The 21,537-nt window shown below is 71.1% G+C and carries 20 protein-coding genes and 3 pseudogenes; 11 read left to right on the top strand and 12 right to left on the bottom strand.

Features of this window, described 5'->3' with window-relative positions:
- Positions 1–233: 233 nt before the first annotated feature.
- Positions 234–1,082, top strand: a complete 849-nt coding sequence (locus tag ACFU53_RS14320) for a GNAT family N-acetyltransferase (RefSeq protein WP_383990788.1) — start codon at positions 234–236, stop codon at positions 1,080–1,082.
- Here the strand turns inward: ACFU53_RS14320 and ACFU53_RS14325 are convergent.
- A complete protein-coding gene (locus ACFU53_RS14325) occupies positions 1,060–2,250 on the bottom strand; it encodes an acyltransferase family protein (RefSeq protein ID WP_383990791.1) in 1,191 nt (396 codons plus the stop codon). The two genes, ACFU53_RS14320 and ACFU53_RS14325, sit on opposite strands and share 23 nt — an antisense overlap.
- A gap of 61 nt (positions 2,251–2,311) precedes the next feature.
- Positions 2,312–2,815 carry a nucleoside deaminase gene (locus tag ACFU53_RS14330; protein ID WP_383990794.1) on the bottom strand — a complete coding sequence of 168 codons (504 nt, stop codon included), beginning with the start codon at positions 2,813–2,815 and terminating at the stop codon, positions 2,312–2,314.
- 219 nt (positions 2,816–3,034) lie between these two features.
- Here ACFU53_RS14330 and ACFU53_RS14335 point away from each other — a divergent pair, with 219 nt between their 5' ends.
- Complete coding sequence (locus ACFU53_RS14335; RefSeq protein ID WP_383990797.1) at positions 3,035–3,829, top strand: GNAT family N-acetyltransferase; 795 nt, start codon at positions 3,035–3,037, stop codon at positions 3,827–3,829.
- Positions 3,830–3,870: 41 nt separating this feature from the next.
- Here ACFU53_RS14335 and ACFU53_RS14340 read toward each other — a convergent pair whose 3' ends face one another.
- The 4 genes and pseudogenes from ACFU53_RS14340 to ACFU53_RS14355 form a co-directional block, all read right to left on the bottom strand.
- Complete coding sequence (locus tag ACFU53_RS14340) at positions 3,871–4,749, bottom strand: GNAT family N-acetyltransferase (RefSeq protein ID WP_383990800.1); 879 nt, start codon at positions 4,747–4,749, stop codon at positions 3,871–3,873.
- Positions 4,750–5,043: 294 nt separating this feature from the next.
- Positions 5,044–5,307 (bottom strand): GlsB/YeaQ/YmgE family stress response membrane protein, encoded by a 264-nt coding sequence (locus tag ACFU53_RS14345; RefSeq protein ID WP_383990846.1) that lies wholly within the window; start codon positions 5,305–5,307, stop codon positions 5,044–5,046.
- Positions 5,308–5,472: 165 nt separating this feature from the next.
- Positions 5,473–5,661, bottom strand: a pseudogene (locus ACFU53_RS14350) (hypothetical protein); the annotation flags it as partial.
- Positions 5,662–6,882: an aminoglycoside phosphotransferase family protein gene (locus ACFU53_RS14355; protein WP_383990803.1), complete on the bottom strand. Its 1,221-nt coding sequence runs from the start codon at positions 6,880–6,882 to the stop codon at positions 5,662–5,664. It lies immediately after the preceding pseudogene.
- A 139-nt stretch (positions 6,883–7,021) separates the two neighbouring features.
- Here ACFU53_RS14355 and ACFU53_RS14360 point away from each other — a divergent pair.
- Positions 7,022–7,779 (top strand): annotated as a pseudogene (locus ACFU53_RS14360) (ArsR/SmtB family transcription factor); the annotation flags it as partial.
- Positions 7,780–7,898: 119 nt separating this feature from the next.
- Here the strand turns inward: ACFU53_RS14360 and ACFU53_RS14365 are convergent.
- Together ACFU53_RS14365 and ACFU53_RS14370 are read right to left on the bottom strand one after the other, a co-directional pair.
- A complete protein-coding gene (locus ACFU53_RS14365) occupies positions 7,899–8,354 on the bottom strand; it encodes an SPW repeat protein (protein ID WP_383990806.1) in 456 nt (151 codons plus the stop codon).
- A 91-nt stretch (positions 8,355–8,445) separates the two neighbouring features.
- Entirely contained in the window at positions 8,446–9,048 is a 603-nt protein-coding gene (locus tag ACFU53_RS14370; protein WP_383990809.1) for a sigma-70 family RNA polymerase sigma factor, read from the bottom strand.
- A gap of 102 nt (positions 9,049–9,150) precedes the next feature.
- Between ACFU53_RS14370 and ACFU53_RS14375 the strand changes: the two genes are divergently transcribed.
- Complete coding sequence (locus ACFU53_RS14375; protein ID WP_383990812.1) at positions 9,151–10,257, top strand: MerR family transcriptional regulator; 1,107 nt, start codon at positions 9,151–9,153, stop codon at positions 10,255–10,257.
- On the opposite strand, the gene ACFU53_RS14380 is transcribed toward ACFU53_RS14375, so the two are convergent.
- Both ACFU53_RS14380 and ACFU53_RS14385 read right to left on the bottom strand, forming a co-directional pair.
- Entirely contained in the window at positions 10,167–11,552 is a 1,386-nt protein-coding gene (locus ACFU53_RS14380) for a cryptochrome/photolyase family protein (protein WP_383990815.1), read from the bottom strand. The two genes, ACFU53_RS14375 and ACFU53_RS14380, sit on opposite strands and share 91 nt — an antisense overlap.
- 31 nt (positions 11,553–11,583) lie before the next feature.
- Positions 11,584–12,615: a LysR family transcriptional regulator gene (locus ACFU53_RS14385; RefSeq protein ID WP_383990819.1), complete on the bottom strand. Its 1,032-nt coding sequence runs from the start codon at positions 12,613–12,615 to the stop codon at positions 11,584–11,586.
- Positions 12,616–12,758: 143 nt separating this feature from the next.
- Between ACFU53_RS14385 and ACFU53_RS14390 the strand changes: the two genes are divergently transcribed.
- The 6 genes and pseudogenes from ACFU53_RS14390 to ACFU53_RS14415 form a co-directional block, all read left to right on the top strand.
- Positions 12,759–12,836: a putative leader peptide gene (locus tag ACFU53_RS14390; RefSeq protein WP_383990849.1), complete on the top strand. Its 78-nt coding sequence runs from the start codon at positions 12,759–12,761 to the stop codon at positions 12,834–12,836.
- Between the two features lie 152 nt (positions 12,837–12,988).
- Positions 12,989–14,098, top strand: coding sequence for a dimethylsulfone monooxygenase SfnG (gene sfnG, locus ACFU53_RS14395; protein ID WP_383990822.1), 1,110 nt, complete (start codon positions 12,989–12,991; stop codon positions 14,096–14,098).
- A gap of 13 nt (positions 14,099–14,111) precedes the next feature.
- Positions 14,112–15,329 carry an acyl-CoA dehydrogenase family protein gene (locus ACFU53_RS14400; RefSeq protein ID WP_383990825.1) on the top strand — a complete coding sequence of 406 codons (1,218 nt, stop codon included), beginning with the start codon at positions 14,112–14,114 and terminating at the stop codon, positions 15,327–15,329.
- 61 nt (positions 15,330–15,390) lie between these two features.
- Positions 15,391–15,945 (top strand): NADPH-dependent FMN reductase, encoded by a 555-nt coding sequence (gene ssuE / locus ACFU53_RS14405; RefSeq protein ID WP_383990828.1) that lies wholly within the window; start codon positions 15,391–15,393, stop codon positions 15,943–15,945.
- Between the two features lie 4 nt (positions 15,946–15,949).
- Positions 15,950–17,230 (top strand): SfnB family sulfur acquisition oxidoreductase, encoded by a 1,281-nt coding sequence (locus ACFU53_RS14410; protein WP_383990831.1) that lies wholly within the window; start codon positions 15,950–15,952, stop codon positions 17,228–17,230.
- A 52-nt stretch (positions 17,231–17,282) separates the two neighbouring features.
- Positions 17,283–18,422, top strand: a pseudogene (locus ACFU53_RS14415) (LLM class flavin-dependent oxidoreductase); the annotation flags it as partial.
- 65 nt (positions 18,423–18,487) lie between these two features.
- On the opposite strand, the gene ACFU53_RS14420 reads toward ACFU53_RS14415, so the two are convergent.
- Together ACFU53_RS14420 and ACFU53_RS14425 are read right to left on the bottom strand one after the other, a co-directional pair.
- Complete coding sequence (locus ACFU53_RS14420) at positions 18,488–18,988, bottom strand: GNAT family N-acetyltransferase (protein ID WP_383990834.1); 501 nt, start codon at positions 18,986–18,988, stop codon at positions 18,488–18,490.
- A 67-nt stretch (positions 18,989–19,055) separates the two neighbouring features.
- The gene (locus ACFU53_RS14425; RefSeq protein ID WP_383990837.1) at positions 19,056–20,099 is read right to left on the bottom strand and encodes an acyl-CoA dehydrogenase family protein; all 1,044 of its coding nucleotides are present in this window, start codon (positions 20,097–20,099) and stop codon (positions 19,056–19,058) included.
- A gap of 499 nt (positions 20,100–20,598) precedes the next feature.
- Here ACFU53_RS14425 and ACFU53_RS14430 point away from each other — a divergent pair, with 499 nt between their 5' ends.
- Positions 20,599–21,480 (top strand): hypothetical protein, encoded by an 882-nt coding sequence (locus tag ACFU53_RS14430; RefSeq protein WP_383990840.1) that lies wholly within the window; start codon positions 20,599–20,601, stop codon positions 21,478–21,480.
- The last annotated feature ends 57 nt before the right edge of the window (positions 21,481–21,537 follow it).

Raw genomic sequence — 21,537 nt, forward strand, 5'->3', positions numbered from 1 at the left:
CCGGACGGAAGTGCCCTACCCTGCGCCGCTCCGACGTCGTACGACGGCCGTGGGTGTCGCTCGTACGTGTGACCCGGGCCGTCGGACCGGCCCGTCGCCCGGCGATGTCGGCCGTTTCCGGCGTCGCGGACGCGATCGCCCTTCGACGAGGATGCTGCGGGGACGCGGCCGACCACCGCACCCGCGGTCGCACGGCGGCCGCGCACCCGCGACCGCAGCGAAGGAGCGCAGAGATGACCTCTCCGGGGCATCAGGACCTCGTCGTCACCCGGGCCACGCTCGACGACTGGGCGGTGGTCGCCCGATGGGCGGGGGACGAGGGCTGGAACCCGGGGCTCTCGGACCCGGCGTGCTTCTTCGCACAGGATCCGGAGGGCTTCTTCATCGGCCGGCTGGACGGTGAACCGGTCTCGTCCGTCTCCGTCGTGAACTACGGCGACGGCTACGCCTTCCTCGGCTTCTACCTCGTCCGCCCGGATCTGCGCGGCCAGGGCCACGGCCTCGCCACCTGGAAGACCGCACTCGCCCACGCCGGCGACCGTACGATCGGCCTCGACGGTGTGGTCGCGCAGCAGGACAACTACCGGCAGTCCGGCTTCGAGCCCGCCCACCGCACCTTCCGGTACACCGGCGTCGTGCCCGGGGCGGCCGTGCCCGACGGTGTCGGGCCCGTCGAGGACTCCGGGTCCCTCGCGGCGTACGACAACGCCTGCCATCCGGCCGACCGCCCCCGCTTCCTGGAGCACTGGCTGACCGCCGACGGTCACCGGGCCCTCGCGCGGGTCGTCGACGGACGGCTCACCGGCTACGGCGTCATCCGCCCCGGCCGGGACGCCCTGCGGATCGGCCCGCTGTTCGCCGACACCGTCGCCGACGCCCGCGCGCTCTTCGCCGGGCTGGCCGCCGAGGCGGCGGGCCGCGAGCTGGCCATCGACGTGCCGGAGCCGAACGCGGCCGCCGTGGCGCTGGTCGAGGAGTACGGGCTGACGCCCTCCTTCGAGACGGCCCGCATGTACACCGGCCCGATCCGGCCGTACGAGGCGGAGCGCGTCTTCGGGGTCACGACTCTGGAGCTCGGCTAGGCGACGGGGCGGCGCCCCCCGTCCCGGCCGGGGCAGTGGCGTCTCCCGCTTTGGCCGGGGGAGTGGCGTCTCCCGCCTTGGCCGGCGGGGCGGCGTCGCTCTTCCGGAACGCCCACTCCATGCGCGGCTCGACGACACAGCGGAGCGCGGCACGTACGGGCGCCGTGCACAGCAGGGTGATGCCGCCGACCGCCATGGCCGTGACCGCGAGCTCCCCGAGCGGGGTGTGCAGCCACTCCGCGCCGTACCAGTTCCGGAACCGCGCCCACTTGATCACGAAGCCGTGCAGCAGATAGCCGTACATCGTGCCCGCGCCCAGCGCCGTGAACCACAGCTGGCGGCGAGGCACCCAGGCCAGGAAGCAGGACGTCAGCAGCACCGCCAGACAGAACAGGGCGGGCGTGGTCAGCAGGCCCGCCCAGCGGGACACGCCCTGACCGGTGACGCTGCCCCGGTGGTAGAACCAGCCCGCGTCGAACCACGGCGCCACCCAGTACGCCACCACGAGCGCCCCCAGACCGACCGGGAGCAGACACAGACGTACCCGGCGGGTGCGCAGCCGCTCGAAGTGCTCGGCCCGCAGGGTCAGCCCCAGCACGAAGAACGGCAGGAAGCCCAGCACGCGCTGGATGGAGACGTCGCCGCCGAGATCCGGTGAGACCGCCGCCAGCATCGCCAGACCCAGCGCGACGGGCAGCGGGTGACGCAGCATCAGCCACAGGGGTGTGGTCAGCCGCCAGATGAAGAGCGCGACCAGGAACCACATCACGTACCAGGGATCCAGCAGACTCAGCGGATAGCCCGGGTCGTCCTGCGCCCACCGGTAGAACAGCGTGTACGCCGTCTCGAACACGATGTACGGCAGGGCCACCCCCGTCAGGAGCCGCTTCAGTCGGCCGGGCGCCATGTCGAAGCTCCGCGAGAAGTACCCGGAGACCAGGGCGAAGGCCGGCATGTGGAACGCGTAGACGGTCAGATACGCGGCCGTCGCGGCCCGGCTGCCGTACGTCAGCGGCTCCCACGCGTGCCCGCAGGCCACCAGGACGATGGTGAGGTACTTCGCGTTGTCGAAGTACGGGTCCCGCGAGGTCCGCCTCGCCCGTGGCTTCTCCCGGTCGGGCGGGGCCGTGGGGGCGGGGCGGGTGTGCTGCACCACGTCTTCGGGCATCGGTGAAAGGTCTCCGGACAACGACGACGGAACCCGGACCGCCTGCCCCGCCACGCCGGTCTCAGTCATCGTCGGCGACATCGCCGACGGTTTTGGCGTGGAACCGCCGGTGCAGGGCCCGCACCTCCCCGACCAGCTCCGGCACCGGCCCCTCGACCGTCACCCCGGGCGCGATGTCCCGCACGGGCAGCGTCCGAACCGGCGGCGCGGGCACTCCCAACTCTCCCAGCCAGGCGGCGAGTTGCTCGGACGAGGCGACATACACGATACGGCCGAGGCCCACCCAGGCGTGTGCGGCCGCGCACATCGGACAGTGCTCGCCCGAGGTGTACACGGTCGCCGCCGCGCGCTCCTGAGGAGTGAGCCGGGCGGCCGACCAGCGGGCCAGCTCGAACTCCGGGTGACGGGTGCGGTCGCCTCCGGCCACCCGGTTGTGGTCCTCGGCCAGCACCGTGCCGTCACCGCCGACCAGGACCGAACCGAACGGTTCGTCACCGGTCTCCAGCGCTTCGGTCGCGAGCTCCACAGAGCGTCGCAGGTACACCAGTTCGGAGTCGTTCACCATGTTCGTCCGCACCCTCCTCATGGACCGCTCGGCCACGTTCCGCGACGAGCACCTTACGTCGTGTGTCCGAATCGCACGCCTTTCCGCGCGCGACACCCGTACGGCCCCCACCGGGAGGCTCGACGAACGGCGCGGGGCACGGGGCCGCAGCGCTCCCGGTGCGGGAGAAGCGGGTGAATTCCGTTGCCAGGGCGAACGACTGATGATGGAGTGAGCGGTATGGATCACGCTGCTGTGCTGGCACTGTTCGACCGGGACATGCGGGAGGGCGCCCGCCCCGACGGGCCCGGAGCCCGGATCGAGCGCGTGGGCGGGGTGGTGCGCCAGGTCGGTTCCGAGAACGGCTGGAGCGGTGTCGTCTGGTCCGACCTGGACGAGGCGGGCGCCGACGCGGCCGTCGCCGAGCAGATCCGGTACTTCTCCGGGCTCGGGCGAGACTTCGAATGGAAGCTGTACGGCCACGATCTCCCGGTCGACCTGGGGCAACGCCTGCGCGACGCCGGGTTCACGGCCGCTCCGGAGGAGACGCTGATGATCGCCGAGGTCGCCGACCTGACCCTCGACGTCGAGCCGCCCGAGGGCGTACGGCTCCTGCCGGTCACCGACCGTGAGGGCGTGGACATGGTGGCCGACGTCCACGAGAAGGCCTTCGGCACGGACAGCACCCGTATGCGCCACCAATTGCTGGCCCAGCTCACCGGGGACACCGATTCGGTCGTGGCCGTCGTGGCCCTCGCCGGAGACGAACCGGTGAGCGCCGCCCGGATGGAACTGCTTCCCGGTACACGCTTCGCCGGCCTGTGGGGTGGCGGCACCGTCGAGGGCTGGCGCGGCCGTGGTGTCTATCGGGCCCTCGTCGCCCACCGCGCCCGCGTCGCCGCCGACCGCGGCTACCGCTATGTCCAGGTCGACGCCCTGGCCCGCAGTCGCCCGATCCTGGCCCGCCTCGGCTTCGAGCCGCTCACGACGACCACCCCGTACGAGTACGCGGTGGGGAGCGCGGCGGCGGCGTGACCGGAGGCCGGCAGGTCGCCCGGTAGGTCGCGCCGGGTGCGTCACGGGTCGAGCTGGTACTCGATCGCCGTGTGCGTGGGCCGGTAGCCGAGCGCGTCGTTGACCTGGCGCATGGGGGTGTTGTCCTCCGCGGTGTCGGTGAGCAGGGTCAGGTCCGGGGCCAGGCTGTGGGCGTGGAGGATGGCCTTCGCCTTCATCCAGAGCCCCAGCGCGTGGCCCCGGTGCTCGGGCAGCACGGCCGTACCGTAGTGCTGCCCGTCGCCCTTGCCGTCGTCCGGCAGGACGAGCTCCGAGAAACCGACGATCGTGCCGCTCGATGTGTGCACAGCGGCCACGGTGTACAGAGAGTCGCCGCGCTTCGCGATCGCCTCGGCGGCGGCCACGACCCGCTCGACGTCCCAGACCACCGTCCCGTAGTCGATGTCTCCCATCGGCATGTCGTCCATCGCACGCCGCGACGCGGCGTAGGTGGGCGCGAGTTCGTCCGGCACGACGCCGGTCCAGCTGGTCAAGTGGTAGCCCGGACGGGGCTGTTCGAGGATCCGGGAGAAGTGGTCGGGGTCGATCCCGGCGAGTTCGAGCCGGGCGTACGTCAGGGTCAGTACCCGGCGGAAGCCGCGTGCCGCGAGGAACGCGTCGCCGGGGGAACCCTGTTCGGCCTGCGCGATGACCGCGCGCCGCCGCTCGTCACGTGCCGAGCCGATCGCCGCGTCGAGCAGCGCGGTACCGACGCCGTGCCGTCGCTCGGCCGGGTGCACGGCGATGTCCAGCTCCGCCAGATGTGTCTGCCCCTCCTTTGTGAACAGCCGCAGGAAGGCAGAACCGAGGGGTGTGCCGTCCGCCCCGGACGCCAGCCAGGCCAGGCGGTGGCTCGACGGGGTGGCGGCGGGGTCGGTGAGCTGGGTGACACGCGGGGGCAAGGGGGCTCCGGGGCTGGTCGGACGGTGGATGGCGAGGCCCGGCGACGCTAACCGTCGGGCGCGACGGCCCGCAACGGAATTCCGGACGCGGGCGCGGCCGTCCTTCCAGGCGCAGGCGGGCGTCGGCCATTGTCGCGGGACGTACGCGGGCGTCGGCCATTGTCGCGGGACGTACGCGGGCGTCGGCCATTGTCGCGGGACGTACACGGGCGCCGATCGTCGTTTCGGACGTACACGGGCGCCGATCGCCACCCGGACGTACTACGCGACCGCCCACCCTCGCCCCGCGACCCCTCAGCGTCGTGCCCTTGTCCGGTCCAGCGCCGCGATCCCCAGCGCCGCCAGCGCGATCTGGATGAGCCACTCAACCCAGTCGACGCCATTGGTGTCGGCCACGCCGACCCCCGCGGCGATCGCGGAGCCGATCAGCGCGGCGACGATGCCGACGAGGATCGTCAGCAGGATGCCGATGCGCTGCCGACCCGGCACGACGAGCCGACCGAGGATGCCTATGACAATGCCGATGATGATGGCACTGATGATGCTGTCGATCTCCATCTGATCTCCGCCCCTATTCGTCGGACCCCCGCAACCGTGCGAGTGCCCTTCGAACGCGAGCGCAGTCCGTCCCCGTTTCACGCTCTCCACGAGCCCGTCACCCACCCCGTGGCGGCCGGCACCTCCGCCGCGATGTCCATGACGGTGCGCCCGTCGGTCGCGAGGGTTGCGCTCGGCGATCGTGGAGCGGTGCGGGTCTCCTGCGGGCGCCGGGTGTACCTGTCGCATGAAGTCGCCCTCGATGATCGCGTGCGCGACCTCGGCGACCCGCAGTCGGTCGGAGATCTCCCAGCCCACCGTCGACCTGCCGACCCCGGCCCGCCCGCCGATGAGCAGCACCTCGGCGCGATCCATCTACCCCGCCACCTCCACGGAGTCGAAGCTCGGGTGCGCGGCGCACCCGAGCGCCTTCCGGATCACCGCCGCCGGGTCCCCCTCGTGATACGGCTGCTCGGACGCCTCGATGCCGTCGAGGAACTCCTGGTAGCGAACGGCGTACGCGAGGTGCGCCAGCGGCTCGGCCAGGGCGAGCGCGCGGGCGGGATCGCTCGCCGGGGCGTGGGCCTTCCAGGCGTCGACCCAGACACGGACGGCCGTGGGGCGTACCGCCTCGGGGAGGAAGTCGTACAGGCGTAGACAGTCCAGCACGGGGTTGCCCCAGTGGGCGTCGGAGAAGTCCACGACGACGGGTGGCCGGCCGTCGCTGCGCCAGTTGCCCGGATGGAAGTCGGCGTGGACGAGCGTGTCGGGGAGCCCGCATGCGGCGAGTTGATCCCAGAGGCCCGTCAACCGCCGTGCAGCTTCCCGCTCTTGATCAGTGATTCTCAACTCAATGGTTCCATCGAGCAGTTCGCGCACCAACCCGCCGAGGACCTGGTCCCGCCGGTCCCGGAGCCCCGGCGGTCGTCGGTCGATCAGCGCGGCCTGCGCGGCGACGAACCGGCGTACCCCGGCCTCGACCGTGGCGGCGTCGGCCGCCCAGCAGTCCTCACCGGGGATGTGTTCCAGCAGCATCCGCCGCTCGCCGGCGGCGAGAACCGTCGGCACGAGTTCCGCTTGCACCCGGGCGAACGCGGCGATGACCGTGGCCTCGTCGGAGGCGAAGCGCGGTGTCGCCTTGAGCCAGACCGGCCCCTGGTCGGTGGGCAGCCGGAAGAGTCCCGCCAGGTTCCATGACCGCCGCTGCTCGACCGGTCCCGTCACCGGCCGCCCCAGTGCGGCCAGCGTCCGCGAGGCCCAGTCCAGCAGTTCCCGCAGTCCGTCGGCCCGCGCCCACGGTGATCGAAGAGCGTCGTCCGTGTCCAACATCCCTTGGTCCACGGGGCGTTGCTCCAGCGTCCCGAGTCCGGGCGGCTCCAATGCCTCCACGTGGTACGTCACATGCCCGTCGCGCCCGCCCTCACCACCGTCGACTTCCAGGAGACGCACTACGAACACGGGCACCCCGAGTGTGCGCTCCAACTGCCCCACGACCGGCTCGACCTCGGCCCACCACGGGATGTCGACGGGGAAAGGGCCGGTGACACCGAGGAAGTCCGCACCCGATGTCACCCATGCGCTGAAGGTTCGACTCACGGCGACAGTCTGAAGGCCGTGCGGGAGGGCGGCCAACGAATATCGCCTGTGGTCGCCTGGGACCGGCCGCCCGTCGGTGATTTACATGCAGGCAATTACCTGCATAACGTCCAGTGTGCGATCAGAGAGTGACCCGGGAATGGACAAGGTCTTCAAGGCGCTGGCCGACGAGACGCGCAGGAGGCTGCTGGACCGGCTGCACGAGCACAACGGGCAGACGTTGGGCGAGCTGTGCGAGCGCATCGACATCGCGCGGCAGTCGTGACGCAGCACCTGGCCGTTCTGGAGGCAGCCAACCTGGTCAGCACGGTGCGGCGTGGGCGGGAGAAGCTGCACTACCTCAATCCGGTCCCGCTCCACGTCATGCAGGAGCGGTGGATCGACAAGTTCGAGCGCCCGCGGCTGAGGGTGCTCGGTGCCGTGAAACGACGAGCCGAGGAAGCCATGACCGGCAAGCCCACATTCGTGAACGTCACCGATGTCGCGAGTACGCCCGAGAAGGTCTGGGAGGCGCTCACCAGCGCCGACCTGACCGCCGACTACTGGGGGCACCGGAACGAGTCGGACTGGCGGCAGCGCTCACGCTGGGCCCATGTCCGCATCGACGGCTCCGGCGTCGAGGACGTCGTCGGCACGGTCGTGGTGAGCGAGCCCCCGACCCGCCTGGTCACCACCTGGGCCTCACCCGAGAACGAGGGTGAGGAGGAGACGTACTCACGGGTCACCTTCGCCATCGAGGCGCACGCCGACATCGTGCGCCTCACCGTGACCCATGAGGACCTGGAGGACGAGGGCGCGCTCGCCGAGGTGTCCTTCGGCTGGCCCGCGGTGCTGTCCAACCTCAAGTCGCCGCTGGAGACCGGCCGTGTGCTGCCGCAGGAGCCGTGGGAGGTGCCGCGCACCGGGTCAGGCCACGTGCCCCCGGTGGGCCCCGGCCCTGTGGGAGTCGGGGCGAACGGCGACGGCCGACCCGTCTGAGCGGATCGGCCGCCGTTACCCCTCGCGGGCGTTCCTGTTTATACCTGTGGCGTGCGGCCCGCACGCGTGTTGCCCTTGGTCGAGGCGCCGGCGCACATCAGCCCCAGCAGCAGTGCCAGGCAGCCGATGACGATGTTGTTGACCACGACACCGGCGTCCGGGCTGTCGCCGACGATCCACGCCGAGATGATCATCCAGACTCCCAGCGCGCACATGGCCCAGCTCAGGCCGTACATCCTCTCCGGTGCGGCGGTGAAGCCGAGGGCCAGCAGACCGATCGCGATGCCCACGATGAGGTTGTGGGGCACCAGCGAGGGCTGGCTCGTCGTGTAGTGGAGTATCCACGGGGACACGGCGCAGTACAGACCGAGCAGGAACACCGGTCCGTCCACGAGCGCCACATCGCGACCACCGAGCATGCGGGCGTACCGCGCCTGCATTTCGGGTGCATCGGGGTGACTGGAGATGTCACTCCGGTGTGAGACGTTGGCCATGACTCGACTCCTTTGAACTCTGCAGGCCTGACCGCGTCTGGTGGGGTATGCGGTAAGCGCCGCGTACGTTCATTCTGCGCTTATTTTCCCTTTATGTGTAGTGGTGGGTGATGAGGGGAGGGCCGGGGCGGAACTCGTCGTCCAAGCGGCTGCGCAGCCGTCGAAGCGCCCGCCGGGTGTGGCTCTTGACCGTGCCGAGGGGCAGGCCGGTGAGTTCTGCGATCCGGGTCTGGGTGAGGTCCTCGTAGAAGGCCAGGTGAAGTACCTGCCGCTGGGGTGCGGGAAGCCTGGCGAGTTCGGCGCGGATCAGTATGCGGTCGAGAGCGGCCTCGGGGTGCGCGCGGCCGGGGTGGTCGGCGAGGGCGAGCGCGGTGCCCGCCGAGGTCACCAGGCCGGCCCGGCGGGTCCGCGCGGACAGGGCGTCGGCGATCCGGCGCCGGGCGATCCCGACGATCCAGGCGCCCACGGCGCCGCGCTCGGACCGGTAGCCGTGCCGACCGCGCCACACGCCCAGGAACACCTGCTGGGTGACGTCCTCGGCCTCGCCCGTGTCGCCGAGACTGCGCCGCGCGAGTGCGTGCACCAGCGCCGACCAGCGGTGATAGGCGGCGGCCAGGCAGTCGTCGTCGCCCGCCACCAAACCCCGCGCCAGTTCCTCGTCGGCGGGTACGGCGCCCGGACACACAGGACTCATGAGGGTGGCTCCTCGCATGGGGCGGTGCGCATGCGGTCCATCGTGCGAGCCCGCGAGATCGGGCTTCAACTCGCATCGCTTCTGCATCGTATAGTCGCCCTCATGGGTGCATACAGGGAGGAAAACCCCGCCGATCCGGGGCTCACCAGCGGTGCCCTGGCCCGCAGACTGGGCGTGTCGCCCACGACCTTGCGTTCCTGGGACCGCCGCTACGGCATCGGGCCCGCGGTCCGCACCGACGGTCGGCACCGGCGCTGGACCCCGCAGGACGTGGCGGTGGTCGAGACGATGTGCAAGCTGACGTCCGCCGGGCTGCCACCGGCCGAGGCGGCACGCGCGGCGACAGAGGGGGCCGGGGACACCGGAGCGAGGCCGCGTGACGCGTATGAGGGCGCCCGGGGCTCGCAGGAAGGGGCCGGGGGAGCGCTCGTGTCGGACGGGGATCGTCAGCAGCGGTCACCCGCGCCCGGCCCACCGTCCCCGGCAGACACCCGCAAGGAGTGCCGGGGCCTCGCCCGCGCCGCCGTACGCCTCGACGCTCCGGCGTTGGAGGACCAGTTGGCCGGGGCCGTCGCGCAGCACGGACTCACGGTCGCCTGGCAGGAGGTGATGGTGCCGACGCTGCACGCGGTGGGCCGCAAGTGGGCGACGTCCGGCGACCGTTACGTCGAGGTCGAGCACCTGCTGTCGTGGCATGTCTCCACCACCCTGCGCCGCCACACCCGGCCGCCCGCACCCTGCCACGACACCACCGCCCCGGGCCCGGTCGTCCTGGCCTGCGTGCCCGGCGAACAGCACACCCTCCCGTTGGAAGCCCTCAACGCGGCACTGGGCGAACTCGGCCTGCCCACCAGGATGTTCGGCGCGGCCGTCCCCGCCGAGGCGCTCACCGCGGCGGTCGACCGGCTCGGCCCGGCGGCCGTGATCCTCTGGGCCCAGGCCCGCTCCACGGCGAGCCTGCCCCTGGCCTGTCATGTCGCCGCCATGCGCTGGGGCGTGAAGGGCGCCCGCCGACAGTCGCTCGTCATGCTGGGCGGCCCCGGCTGGCACGGCCGCCCCGCGTCGGGGATGGTCCGGCCGTCCTCGCTGGACGAGGCGGTGGAGGCGCTGTGCGGTGTCTACGGGCGGGCGGTCCGACCGGTCCAGGGCTTGCGCCCCCGCAGGAACCTCTCCCGTCCCGCCGACAGCTCGACAATCGGCTCCGGATAGTCGAGCGCGGCACGATCCAGCCCCTCCAGCTTCCACGGCTCGTGCACCGCCGACCTCGCGACATCCGCCAACTCCGGTACCCAGCGCCGTACATACTCCCCCTCCGGGTCGTACCGCTTCGCCTGGGTGACCGGGTTGAGGATCCGATTGGGGCGGGTGTCGGTGCCGGTCCCGGCCACCCACTGCCAGTTGAGCTGGTTGTTGGCCATGTCGCCGTCGACGAGGAGGTCCAGGAAGTGCCGGGCGCCGACGCGCCAGTCGACGTACAGCGTCTTGGTGAGGAAGCTCGCGGTCAGGAGCCGGCCGCGGTTGTGCATCCAGCCCTCGTGGCGGAGCTGGCGCATGGCCGCGTCGATCACCGGGTAGCCGGTGCGGCCCTCCCGCCACGCCTCGACCTCCTCCGGAGCGGACCGCCAACGGTCGTGCCTGGCACGGTAGTCCACGGACGCGGCCGCCGGTCGTGCCGCAAGCACCTGGCGGTTGAAGTCCCGCCACGCGAGCTGCCGTACGAAAGCCTCGGCGCCGGGACCGCCCGCCCGGCGGGCCCGGTGGACCAGCTCGACGGGGGAGAGGGTGCCGAAGTGCAGATGGGGCGAGAGCCGGGAGGTCGCGTCGCCGGCCAGGTCGTCGTGCCGGTCCTCGTACGCGGCGACACCGGCCCGCAGCCAGGCAGCGAGCTGCCGCCGGCCCTCCGAAGCACCGCCGGTCGCGAGTCCGGGCGACAGCCCAGTGATCCCCGTACGGGACGGCAGCGGCTCGGAACCGACGCCGTCCGGGACCCGGACGACCCGGGGCGCGTCCACCGCGTCGCGCAGCCGTTGCCGGGACCAGTGCCGGAAGTAGGGCGTGAAGACGGTGAAGTGATCGGACCCGGCGGGAGCCAGGACGCCCGGTGAAACCGCCGTGGTCACCGTGTCGTGGACATGCAGCCCCATCCCCTGTCCCACCAGCGCCCGTCGCAGCCGTTCCTCCCGCCGGTGTGCGTGGGCACTGACGTCCGCCGCCAGGTGCACCTCGTCGGCGCCCGTCTCGGCCGCCACCTTCGCGACCTGCTCCACGACGTCCCCCGACCGCACCACCAGCCGTCCGCCACGCTCGCGCAGCCCCGCGTCCAGGTCCCGCAGACAGTCGGCGAGGAACGCCAGCCGGTTGGGCACGGCGAAACCGGCCCGGTCCACGGCCGGATCGCGCACGAACAGCGGCACGACCTGACGGGAGCCGTCCAGGGCCGCCCGCAGCGGCGGATGGTCGTGCAGCCGCAGGTCGGCGGTGAAAAGGACGACCGAGACGTTCATGGGCACACCTCCGTATCAGGTCCCCCACTTGTCACTTCCACGGAGAGGACCGCTTCGGATGCGGCGGGCGTCGCTTTTCATCCGCAGGTGGAGCCGGGAGGACTTGCGGGTGCGGGTGCGGGTGCGGGTGCGGGTGCGGGCGCCGGGGCCACGGCGCCTTCCCGCCGGTCAGGGTGCGTGCCGTGCGGACGAACGCCTCGTGCAGGTCCCGTGCGGCCTGCGGTACGGAGTCCGCCCTGCGGCGCTGGAGCATCAGCAGCACCCGAGTGGTGTCACCGGCGATCGGCCGGTGGACGAGCGCGCCCCGTCGTTCCAGCGGGTCGTCGATCACGCTGAAGTCCGGCAGGACCGTCGCCCCGAGCCCCTCCGCGACCAGCAGCTTGCCCATCTCGGCACCGTCGGTGGAGTACGCGAAGGCGGGGTCGCGGCCGTCGAGAAGCCGGTGGACGTAGCGGTGCATGACATACCCCGAGCGCATGCCGATCAGCGGTACGGCGAGCAGGTCGTCCACGGACACAGCCGCCCGGGACGCGAGCGGGCTGTCCGGGCGGATGACCACCACCGGGCGGCCCCGCAGCAGCTCGGTGGCCTCGAAATCGGCGGGCACGTCGTCGCCCTCGAGATGGTTGACGAGCCCGAGGTCGAAGGAGCCCTCCAGCAGACCCCGGTGGATGTCGGTCTGCTGAACGCCGACCACCTCCACCTGGGTGAGGGGATGCGTGGCGCGGAAGTCACGGATCACCGGGATGAGCAGCGGCACGGTCGCCGCGTTGACCGTGCCGAGGCGGACCATACGGCTGATGCGGTGCTGTTCGCCCGCCGCGGCCCGCAGCCGGTCCACCGCGTCCAGCACACCGATGATGTGCGGCAACAGCTCCCGGCCCGAGGCGCTCATCGTCGCGCCGGAACGTTTGCGCTCCAGTAGATCGACCCCGAGTTCGCGTTCCAGATTCCGTACGGTCTCGCTCAACGCGGGCTGGGAGAGCCGTAGTTCGTCGGCGGCCCGGCGCAACGAACCGAGCCTGGTCACCGCCGTGATGTATTCCAGCTGTTCTGTCCGCACGGCAGCAGAATGCGCGCCGATTTCCGGCCCGTTCAAGGGTTTCCCTGTCACACCTTCGTGAAATTCAATGGTCCGGGATACGAGACCGGTCGGGTTGTCCTTGACGGTCGTCGCCGACGGCTGTCACGATCGACGGCATGAAGATGCGACTGGACCTCACGCGGCGACGCCATGTCGACCTCGCGCGCGTCTCCAGCGCCTCCTGTCGCGCCGTGGCCTGATCACCTCTCCGCGATCCGCCGCGCGTTTTCCCTTTCCTCGCCTGAATTCACCGTGCCCGCGCACCCCTTGAACCACATGCGCTCCTTTTGAAGCGCCCCGCGCACCCCTTGAATTCGGCGTGCCCGAAAACATTCCGCACCAGGAGTTCCGCATGCCCGCCGCGCCCGTGAAATTCGCGTATTGGGTCCCCAACGTCAGCGGGGGACTCGTCACCAGCAGGATCGAGCAGCGCACCGACTGGGGGTACGACTACAACCGCGAACTCGCCGTCCTCGCCGAGAACAACGGCTTCGAGTACGCGCTCAGCCAGGTCCGCTACATGGCCAGCTACGGCGCCGAGTACCAGCACGAGTCGACCAGCTTCAGCCTCGCCCTGCTCCTCGCCACCGAGCGCCTGAAGGTCATCGCCGCCATCCACCCCGGCCTGTGGCACCCCGGGGTGCTCGCCAAGTTCGGCGCGACCGCCGACCACCTGTCGGGCGGCCGCTTCGCGGTGAACGTCGTATCGGGCTGGTTCAAGGGCGAGTTCACCGCCCTCGGCGAGCCCTGGCTGGAGCACGACGAGCGCTATCGCCGCTCCGAGGAGTTCATCCAGGCCCTGCGCCAGATCTGGACCGAGGACCACACCGAACTCGCCGGTGACTTCTACCGGTTGCGTGACTTCTCCCTCAAACCCAAGCCCCTCAACACACCCGAACGCCCCCACCCGGAGATCTTCCAGGGCGGCAACTCCACCGCCGCCCGTGCCATGGCCGGCCGGGTCTCCGACTGGTACTTCTCCAACGGCAAGGACTTCGACGGAGTCGTCGAGCAGATCGGGGACGTACGCGCCTCCGCCGCCCAAGTAGGACGTGCGGCACCGAAGTTCGGGCTCAACGGCTTCCTCATCGCCCGCGACACCGAGGCCGAGGCCCGCGACACCCTCCGGGAGATCGTCGCCAACGCCGACCGGGAGGCCGTCGAGGGTTTCGGCGCCGCCGTCAAGCAGGCCGGGCAGTCCACCGGCGACGGCAAGGGCATGTGGCAGGACTCCGGTTTCGAGGACCTCGTCCAGTACAACGACGGATTCCGTACGGGCCTGATCGGCACCCCCGAGCAGATCGCCGAACGGATCGTCGCCTACAAGAAGCTCGGCGTCGACCTCTTCCTCCTGGGCTTCCTCCACTACCACGAGGAGGTCGAGTACTTCGGCAAGCGGGTGCTGCCGCTTGTGCGTGAACTGGAGGCCCAGCTCCCCGAGTCCGTCCTCGCCCAGGTCTGAGGAGGCCATCGAGATGAGCACCACCACGCCCACCGACTGGAAGACCGGCCCCGCCCCGCGGACCGCCCAGGAGTGGATCGCCCGAGCCGGTGAGGTCGCCGCCGTCCTCGCCACCGACGCCCCCGAGCGCGACCGTGTGGGGGCCACCCCGTACGCCGAGATCCAGCTTTTGAAGGACTCCGGCCTCGTCACCCTGCTCGGTCCCACCGAGCACGGCGGCGGAGGCCAGGACTGGCTCACCGCCTACCGGGTCGTCCGCGAGGTCGCCAAGGCCGACGGCTCCATCGGCCAACTCCTCGGCTACCACTACCTCTGGAACCGGGCCGCCCGCCTGGTCGGCACCCGCGAGCAGTGGGAGCACGTCGAGGCCGAGGCCGCCCGGGGCCGCTGGTTCTTCGGCGGGGCCGTCAACCCGCGCGACAAGGACGTCGTGGTCACCGAGGACGGCGACGACCTTGTCTTCACCGGCCGCAAGTCCTTCTCCACCGGCAGCAAGGTCTCCGACGTCACCGTCCTCGAAGGCGTCCTGGAGGGCACCGACAGCCATGTCTTCGCGATCGTGCCCTCAGACAGCGATGGCCTGAGCTTCCACGACGACTGGGACAACATCGGCCAGCGCCTCACCGAGAGCGGCGGCGTCACCCTCGACGGCGTCCGCACCCCGTGGTCCTCCGCCGCCGGCTACGTCGACAAGGAGTTCCGGCCCCGCACGTACAACACCCTCAACGTCCCCACCATCCAGCTCGTCTTCGTCAACTTCTACCTCGGCATCGCGGCCGGCGCGCTGGAGACCGCGGCGACGTACACCCGTACCAAGTCCCGGTCGTGGCTGCACGGCGGGCACGAGCGGGCGGTCGACGAGCCGTACGTCATCGATGTCTACGGCGATCTGACCGCCAAGCTCTGGGCGGTCGAGGCCCTCGCCGACACCGTCGCCGCCGAGGGACAGCGGCTGCACGACGACCCCGACGCGGTCACCGAGAAGGCGCGCGGCGACTTCGAGGTCAGGGTGGCCGCCGTCAAGGCGCGCGCCACCGATGTGGCCCTGGAGATCGCGAACCGTGTCTTCGAGGTGACCGGCGCCCGGTCGACAGCCACCTCCGAAGGGCTCGACCGCTTCTGGCGCAACATCCGCACGCACACTCTCCACGACCCGGTCGCCTACAAGCGCCGCGAGGTCGGCCGCTGGGTCCTCGAAGGCGAACTGCCCGAACCCACCTGGTACTCCTGACCGCTCTCCCTTCCGGGGTGCCCGTCCGTGCGGGCACCCCGGGTTCCCAGAAAGAGGACCCATGGCCACCGTCCTGTCCGTCTCCGGCAGCCCCTCCGTCTCCTCCCGCACCGCGAAGCTCGTGCGCCACCTGGACACCCGTCTGGTCGCCCAGGGCCACGAGGTCGTCCCGCTCGACATCCGCACCATCCCCGCCGAGGCCCTGCTCGGCGCGGACTTCAAGCACCCCGCCATCGTCGAGGCCACCGAGCTCTTCGAGCGGGCCGACGGCATCGTCATCGGCACCCCCGTCTACAAGGCCGCGTACTCCGGAGTCCTCAAGGCCCTGCTCGACCTGCTCCCGCAGTACGCCCTCACCGGCAAGACCGTGCTGCCCCTGGCCACCGGCGGCACCACCGCCCACGTCCTCGCCATCGACTACGCGCTGCGCCCGGTGCTCAGTTCCATGGGCGCCCGGCACATCGTCCCCGGCTGGTTCACCCTCGACAAGGACATCACGGTCGGGGAGGACGGCAAGGTCACGGTCGCCCCGGCCACCGCCGAGGCCCTCGGCCAGGTCGTCGACCAGTTCCTCACCGCCCTCGGCCCCGCGCCGGTGCTGGCCGCCGCGAGCTGACACCATGACCGACGCCCCCACCGACGCCCCCACCGACGCCCCCACCGACGCCCCCACCGACGCCCCGGCCGGTACCCTGACCGGCTCCGTGGTCGGTTCCCCGGCCGCGAAAGTCATCGCCGACGACGTCGAGGCCCTGACCGTCGCCGCCGCGCTCGCCGAGGAGTTCCGTGCCGGGGCCTCGGAGCGGGACGCCGAACGTCGCCTGCCGCGCGCCGAGTTGGAGCGGCTCTCCGTCTCCGGGCTGCTGGCCGTCACCGTGCCCGCCGAGTACGGGGGAGCGGACGTGACCCAGGAGACCCTGGCGGAGGTCTTCCGGCTGCTCGCCTCCGCCGACGCGAGCCTCGCCCAGATCCCGCAGAGCCACTTCGCCTATGTCAATGTGATCCGCCGTCAAGGCACCGCCGAGCAGCAAAAGTTCTTCTTCGGCGAGCTCCTCGCCGGGCGTCGCTTCGGCAACGCCCAGTCCGAGGCGGGCACCAAGCACATCCAGGACATCCGCACCCGCCTCACGCGTCGGGCCGACGGCTCGTACCTCCTCAACGGCGTCAAGCACTACGCCACGGGCGCCCTGTTCGCCCACTGGATTCCGGTGCTCGCCCGGGCCGAGGACGACAACCCGCACGTCGCGTATGTGCCTCGGGACGCCCCGGGCCTGACGGTCGTCGACGACTGGGACGGCCTCGGTCAGCGCACCACCGCCAGCGGCACGGTCCGCCTGGAGGAGGTGCCTGTCCCGGCGGACCGGGTGCTCCCGCACCACCTCACCTTCCAGGGCCCTCAACTCCACGGTGCGATCGCCCAGTTGCTGCACACGGCGATCGACGTCGGGATCGCCGACGGCGCTCTCGCGGAAGCTGTCGAGTTTGTGCGGACCAAAAGCCGGCCCTGGTTCGAGAGCGGCTTCGAGACGGCGGCCGAAGACCCCCTGCTGATCCAGCGCTTCGGTGAACTCGCCCTGCAGGCGCGGGCGTCGAGGGCGCTGCTCCGGGAGGCGGCCCGTGCCGTCGACGCGGCACGCGCAGACCTCACCGACGACTCGGCGGCCGAGGTCTCCATCGCCGTGGCCGCCTCGAAAGCGCACGCCGCGAACACCGCCGTCGAGATCGCGGGCGCACTCTTCGAGGTCTCCGGCACCCGCTCGGCACTCAACTCCCTGAATCTGCACCGTCATTGGCGCGACGCCCGTACCCACACCCTGCACGACCCGGCCCGCTGGAAGATCCAGCACATCGGCCGCTATGTGCTGAACGGCACCAAACCCCCACGCCACGGCCTGCTCTGAAAGGCGACCTGGATGACCTGTCGCCGCGGACATTCCTGATCGGAGACCCCACGTGTCCCTCACCTTCCACTGGTTCCTGCCGACCAACGGCGACAGCCGGCACGTCGTCGGCGGTGGCCACGGCACCCCCGCCACCGAGTCCGGCCGGGACCGGCCGCCGACGGTCGCCTATCTGAGCCAGATCGCCCGCGCCGCCGAGGACCTCGGCTTCGTCGGCGCGCTCACCCCCACCGGTGCCTGGTGCGAGGACGCCTGGCTGACCACCGCGATGGTCAGCCAGCACACCGAACGCCTGAAGTTCCTGGTCGCCTTCCGCCCCGGCTTCGTCTCGCCGACGCTCGCCGCCCAGATGGCCTCCACCTTCCAGCGGCACACCGGCGGACGGCTTCTCCTCAACGTGGTCACCGGCGGCGAGAGCCATGAGCAACGCGCCTACGGCGACTTCCTCGACAAGGACGACCGGTATCGCCGTACCGGCGAATTCCTTCAGGTCGTACGGGACTTGTGGGAGGGCAAGACCGTCGACCTGAAGGGCGAGCACCTCCAGGTCGAGGACGCGAGGCTGGCCCGGGTGCCCGACCCGGTGCCCGAGGTGTACTTCGGCGGCTCCTCGCCGATCGCCGGGGAGATCGCAGCCCGGCACGTCGACGTCTACCTCACCTGGGGCGAGCCACCGGCCAAGGTCGCCGAGAAGATCGCCTGGATCAAGGGGCTGGCGGCGAAAGAGGGCCGCACGATCCGCTTCGGTATCCGGCTGCACGTCATCACCCGCGACACCGCCGAGCAGGCCTGGGCGGAGGCGAACCGGCTGCTCGACGGCTTCGACCCCGAGACCGTACGGTCCGTGCAGGCCGGACTCGCCCGCAGCGAGTCGGAGGGCCAGCGGCGCATGCTCGCCCTGCACGGCGGCAACCGCGACAGCCTGGAGATCCACCCCAACCTCTGGGCCGGTATCGGCCTGGTGCGCGGCGGCGCGGGCACCGCCCTGGTCGGCAGCCACGACGAGGTCGCCGAGCGCATCAAGGAGTACCACGCCCTCGGCATCGACGAGTTCGTCCTCTCCGGCTACCCGCACCTGGAGGAGGCGTACTGGTTCGGCGAGGGCGTCCTCCCGCGCCTGGCCGCCCAGGGCTTGTGGCACCACCCCTTCGCCAAGCCGACCGCCCCTACGGCACAGGTGCCGTTCGCGAGCCAAGGGAGTGAGCGGAACGTGGGAACGGCAGTCGAGCCGCACCTGGCTCTCGAACAGCAGGACGCTCACACGGCGCGCTCCATGCACACCAGTTGATCCCGCTCGTCCCATGACTCGGTGACGCCGAAGCCGAGCCGTTCGTACAGGGCGATGGCCCCGGTCCGCCATTTCCACACCGACAGCCCAACGGTGCCCAGGCCGCGCTCCGCAGCATGTGCGAGCGCGGCGTCGAGCAGGCCGGAGGCGATACCCCGGCCTCGGAAGGCCGGGTCGGTCCAGAGTCTCTTGATCTCCGCCCGTCCGTCGGCGGGGGAGGTCACCACCAGACAGCCCACCGCGGTGTCCCCGTTCAGGGCCATCAGCACGACATCGCCGACGAACGCGGTCGCGGGGTCGGAGATCTCCGCCCGGTAGCGGTCCGGCAGCCCGTCCACATCGGCGACGGGCTCGCCCTTCTCGGCCTCCGTCCGCAGATGGTAGGCGGCCAGCAACGCGGCCGGCCCGGCCTCGACGGAAGCGGTCCGGTCGGACCAGCGAACGATGGAAACCCCGTGTCGAGCAGTCATGACGCCAGCATCACACGACACCGGCCGGGACCTGCGTGAGCCTGCGGCGCGTGGCCACCGCCGGGGATCAGTACGCGGCCGACAGCGAGCCGAGGTGCGCTCGGCGTACCTCGGTGGTCTGGCCCTGCACCAGCAGGAACATCGCCTCGCGGGCCAGGCGTTGCGCGCGGCTGTCCAGGTCGAGGGCGCGTCCGCCACCGGCGACGAGCGCGGCGGTCGTGGCGGTGCGCATCAGATCGAACGCCTTCGTCTTGAGGGCCAGCCGCTCCTCCATGTGCTCGTGCGGCGCGGGATGGTCGGCGAGGGCGTACGCCTGCCGCCGGACCTTGTCCAGCCTCAGACGCAGCGCCTTGGTCGTGGGATCGTTCTGGTCCAGCAGGCCGAGGGCCGACTCGGCGACTCCGAACACCGCCGGTGAGGCGTTCGTCGGCTTGGGCCGGTCGCTCGCGGCCCAGGACTCGTACGGCGCGTGCAGGGCCACCGCGTCGTCGGGGATCCACAGCCCGTCGAGATGGAGCGAGACCGTACGGGCGGCCGTGAGCGCCGCGAGCCGCATGGGCGCAGAGGCCTTCAGCCCGGACTGCTGCTTGGCCTCGGTGAAGGCGAACACCACCTCGTCCGCGTCCGTCACCCCGGCCAGCAGCATCACATCGTTGAGCCCCCACCCGGTGTACCAGGGAACCGTGCCGTCGAACCGCCAGCCACCACGCTTCGGCACGGCCCGGACCGGCACCTGCGGGTAACGGCGCAGATGCGCGTACGCGACGCCGGACAACAGTTCGCCGGTGGCCAGCTTCCCCAACAGGCTCTCGCGGGCGGGGAGTTCGCTCTTCACGAGGGTCAGCACGGGTGTGTAGTGCTGGGTCTGCACGAACCACGTGGAGCAGCAGGCCCCCGCCAGGATCTCCGCGGTCTCCCGCGCCACGGAGTTGGGTGCCCCCGCCCCGCCGTACGCCACCGGCGCGCTCACCCCGAGCAGCCCCGACCGTTTGATCGCCTGGATACTGCTCGCGGGCACCTCCTGCTGGTCGACACGCTCCGCCTGAGGCGCGAGCACCTCGGCGGCGAGTCCGCGCGCCTGGACGACGAGGGGGTGCGGTGACGTGGTCATGGGGTGATTCTCCCCGGCTCCGGCCCCAAAGATCACATCCTTGGGGCCGGAAGATCACATCTTCTCCATCTACGACTTCGCCCCGACCTCCATCGACTCGGCCGAACCCCCGGCCGCGGGCGAGACCGAGGCGTGGGCGCGGCGCTTCGGGATAAGGAGGCGAGGAGGGCGGCGCCGGCGTTGATGGCCATGACGACCTCGAAGCCGTTCTCGGGACGGGAGGGCGTAGCCGCCGGAGTCGGTGGTCATCCGGCGAGGACGACACCGGCGAGGGCGCTGGCGACCGAAGTACCGATGGACCGCATCAGGGGGTGGAGGCGGCTGAGGGCGGGGCGGATGTGACCTGCGTCATGTCGGCCCGATGTCAGGTCACTGGCCGCAACCGGTCAGGTCGTTGCGCTTGCATGTTGATCGTCGGGGCCGCGCCCCCGGCGGCTCTACGAGCGACGGTTCGCTCCACCCCCCACCGGGGCCCCTCCGCCCCGTAAGGAGAACGACCATGAAAGACCGGGCCAAGGTCGAGGAACTCCTCGTCACGTCGGACCTCCAGGTGCAGACCTCGGCGGTCGCCTGGAAGCACGTCAAGGCCGAATACGTCGACGTCGTCGAGGAGATCCTGGCGACGCTGGCGCCGAGCGGGCCCTACGCGTACACCGTCGTCCCCGCGCTCGAAGAGGGCAAGGAGATCCCGACGCAGCGGATCGTCGACACGTACGAGGCCATCGAGAGCAGCTACCGCAACATGCACCGGTTCGCCGCCGTGGTCGGGATCCGGCCCGTGGCGGAGATCAACACCTCCTGGTACACCTTCGTGAGCGGCTCGGGCCGGGGGCGCGACAAGAACACCGGCGCCGAGAGCGAGCGCCCCATCATCGTGCTCTTCCCGACGATGGGTTCCGAGGGCATCACCGGCGAGCTTTTCTGGGGCCGTACGCAGCGGGAAACGCTGCCGGGCGACCCGGCCGACGGGGCGCTGGCCAGCAGGTTCGCCGTCGCCAAGGTGCACGACGCGTTGCTCGACGCCTATCGCAAGGGTGATGTGGACGCGATCGTCGAGCGGGCCCACCCCGAGGTCCAGACGGGCGTCCGGGACTATGCGGCGGGTGTCGGCACTCTGGTGGAGCTGCACACCAAGGACGACCTGAAGGCCCACCTCCAGGAGTTCTACGCCCACTACGAGGTCCGGGAGATCGAGGTCGTCAAGCAGCACTTCGACGACTGGTTCTTCTTCCACGAGCTGCGCTGGACGGTCGAGGCCCGCAAGGGGTCCGCGGCGGGCGGCGTCTTCCGCTATCACACCGCCGAGTACGCGGAGGTGTCCGGCGCCGGGCTGGTCGTCGCGCACATCGGGCACGGCACGGATCTGTTGAAGCTCGGCTGACACGAGGGCTCAACTCCCGTACGTCGGTGCCCCGGACGGCAAGGTGTCGTCCGGGGC

Origin of the sequence: Streptomyces sp. NPDC057474 (genome assembly GCF_042802555.1) — a bacterium.
Taxonomy (GTDB): domain Bacteria; phylum Actinomycetota; class Actinomycetes; order Streptomycetales; family Streptomycetaceae; genus Streptomyces.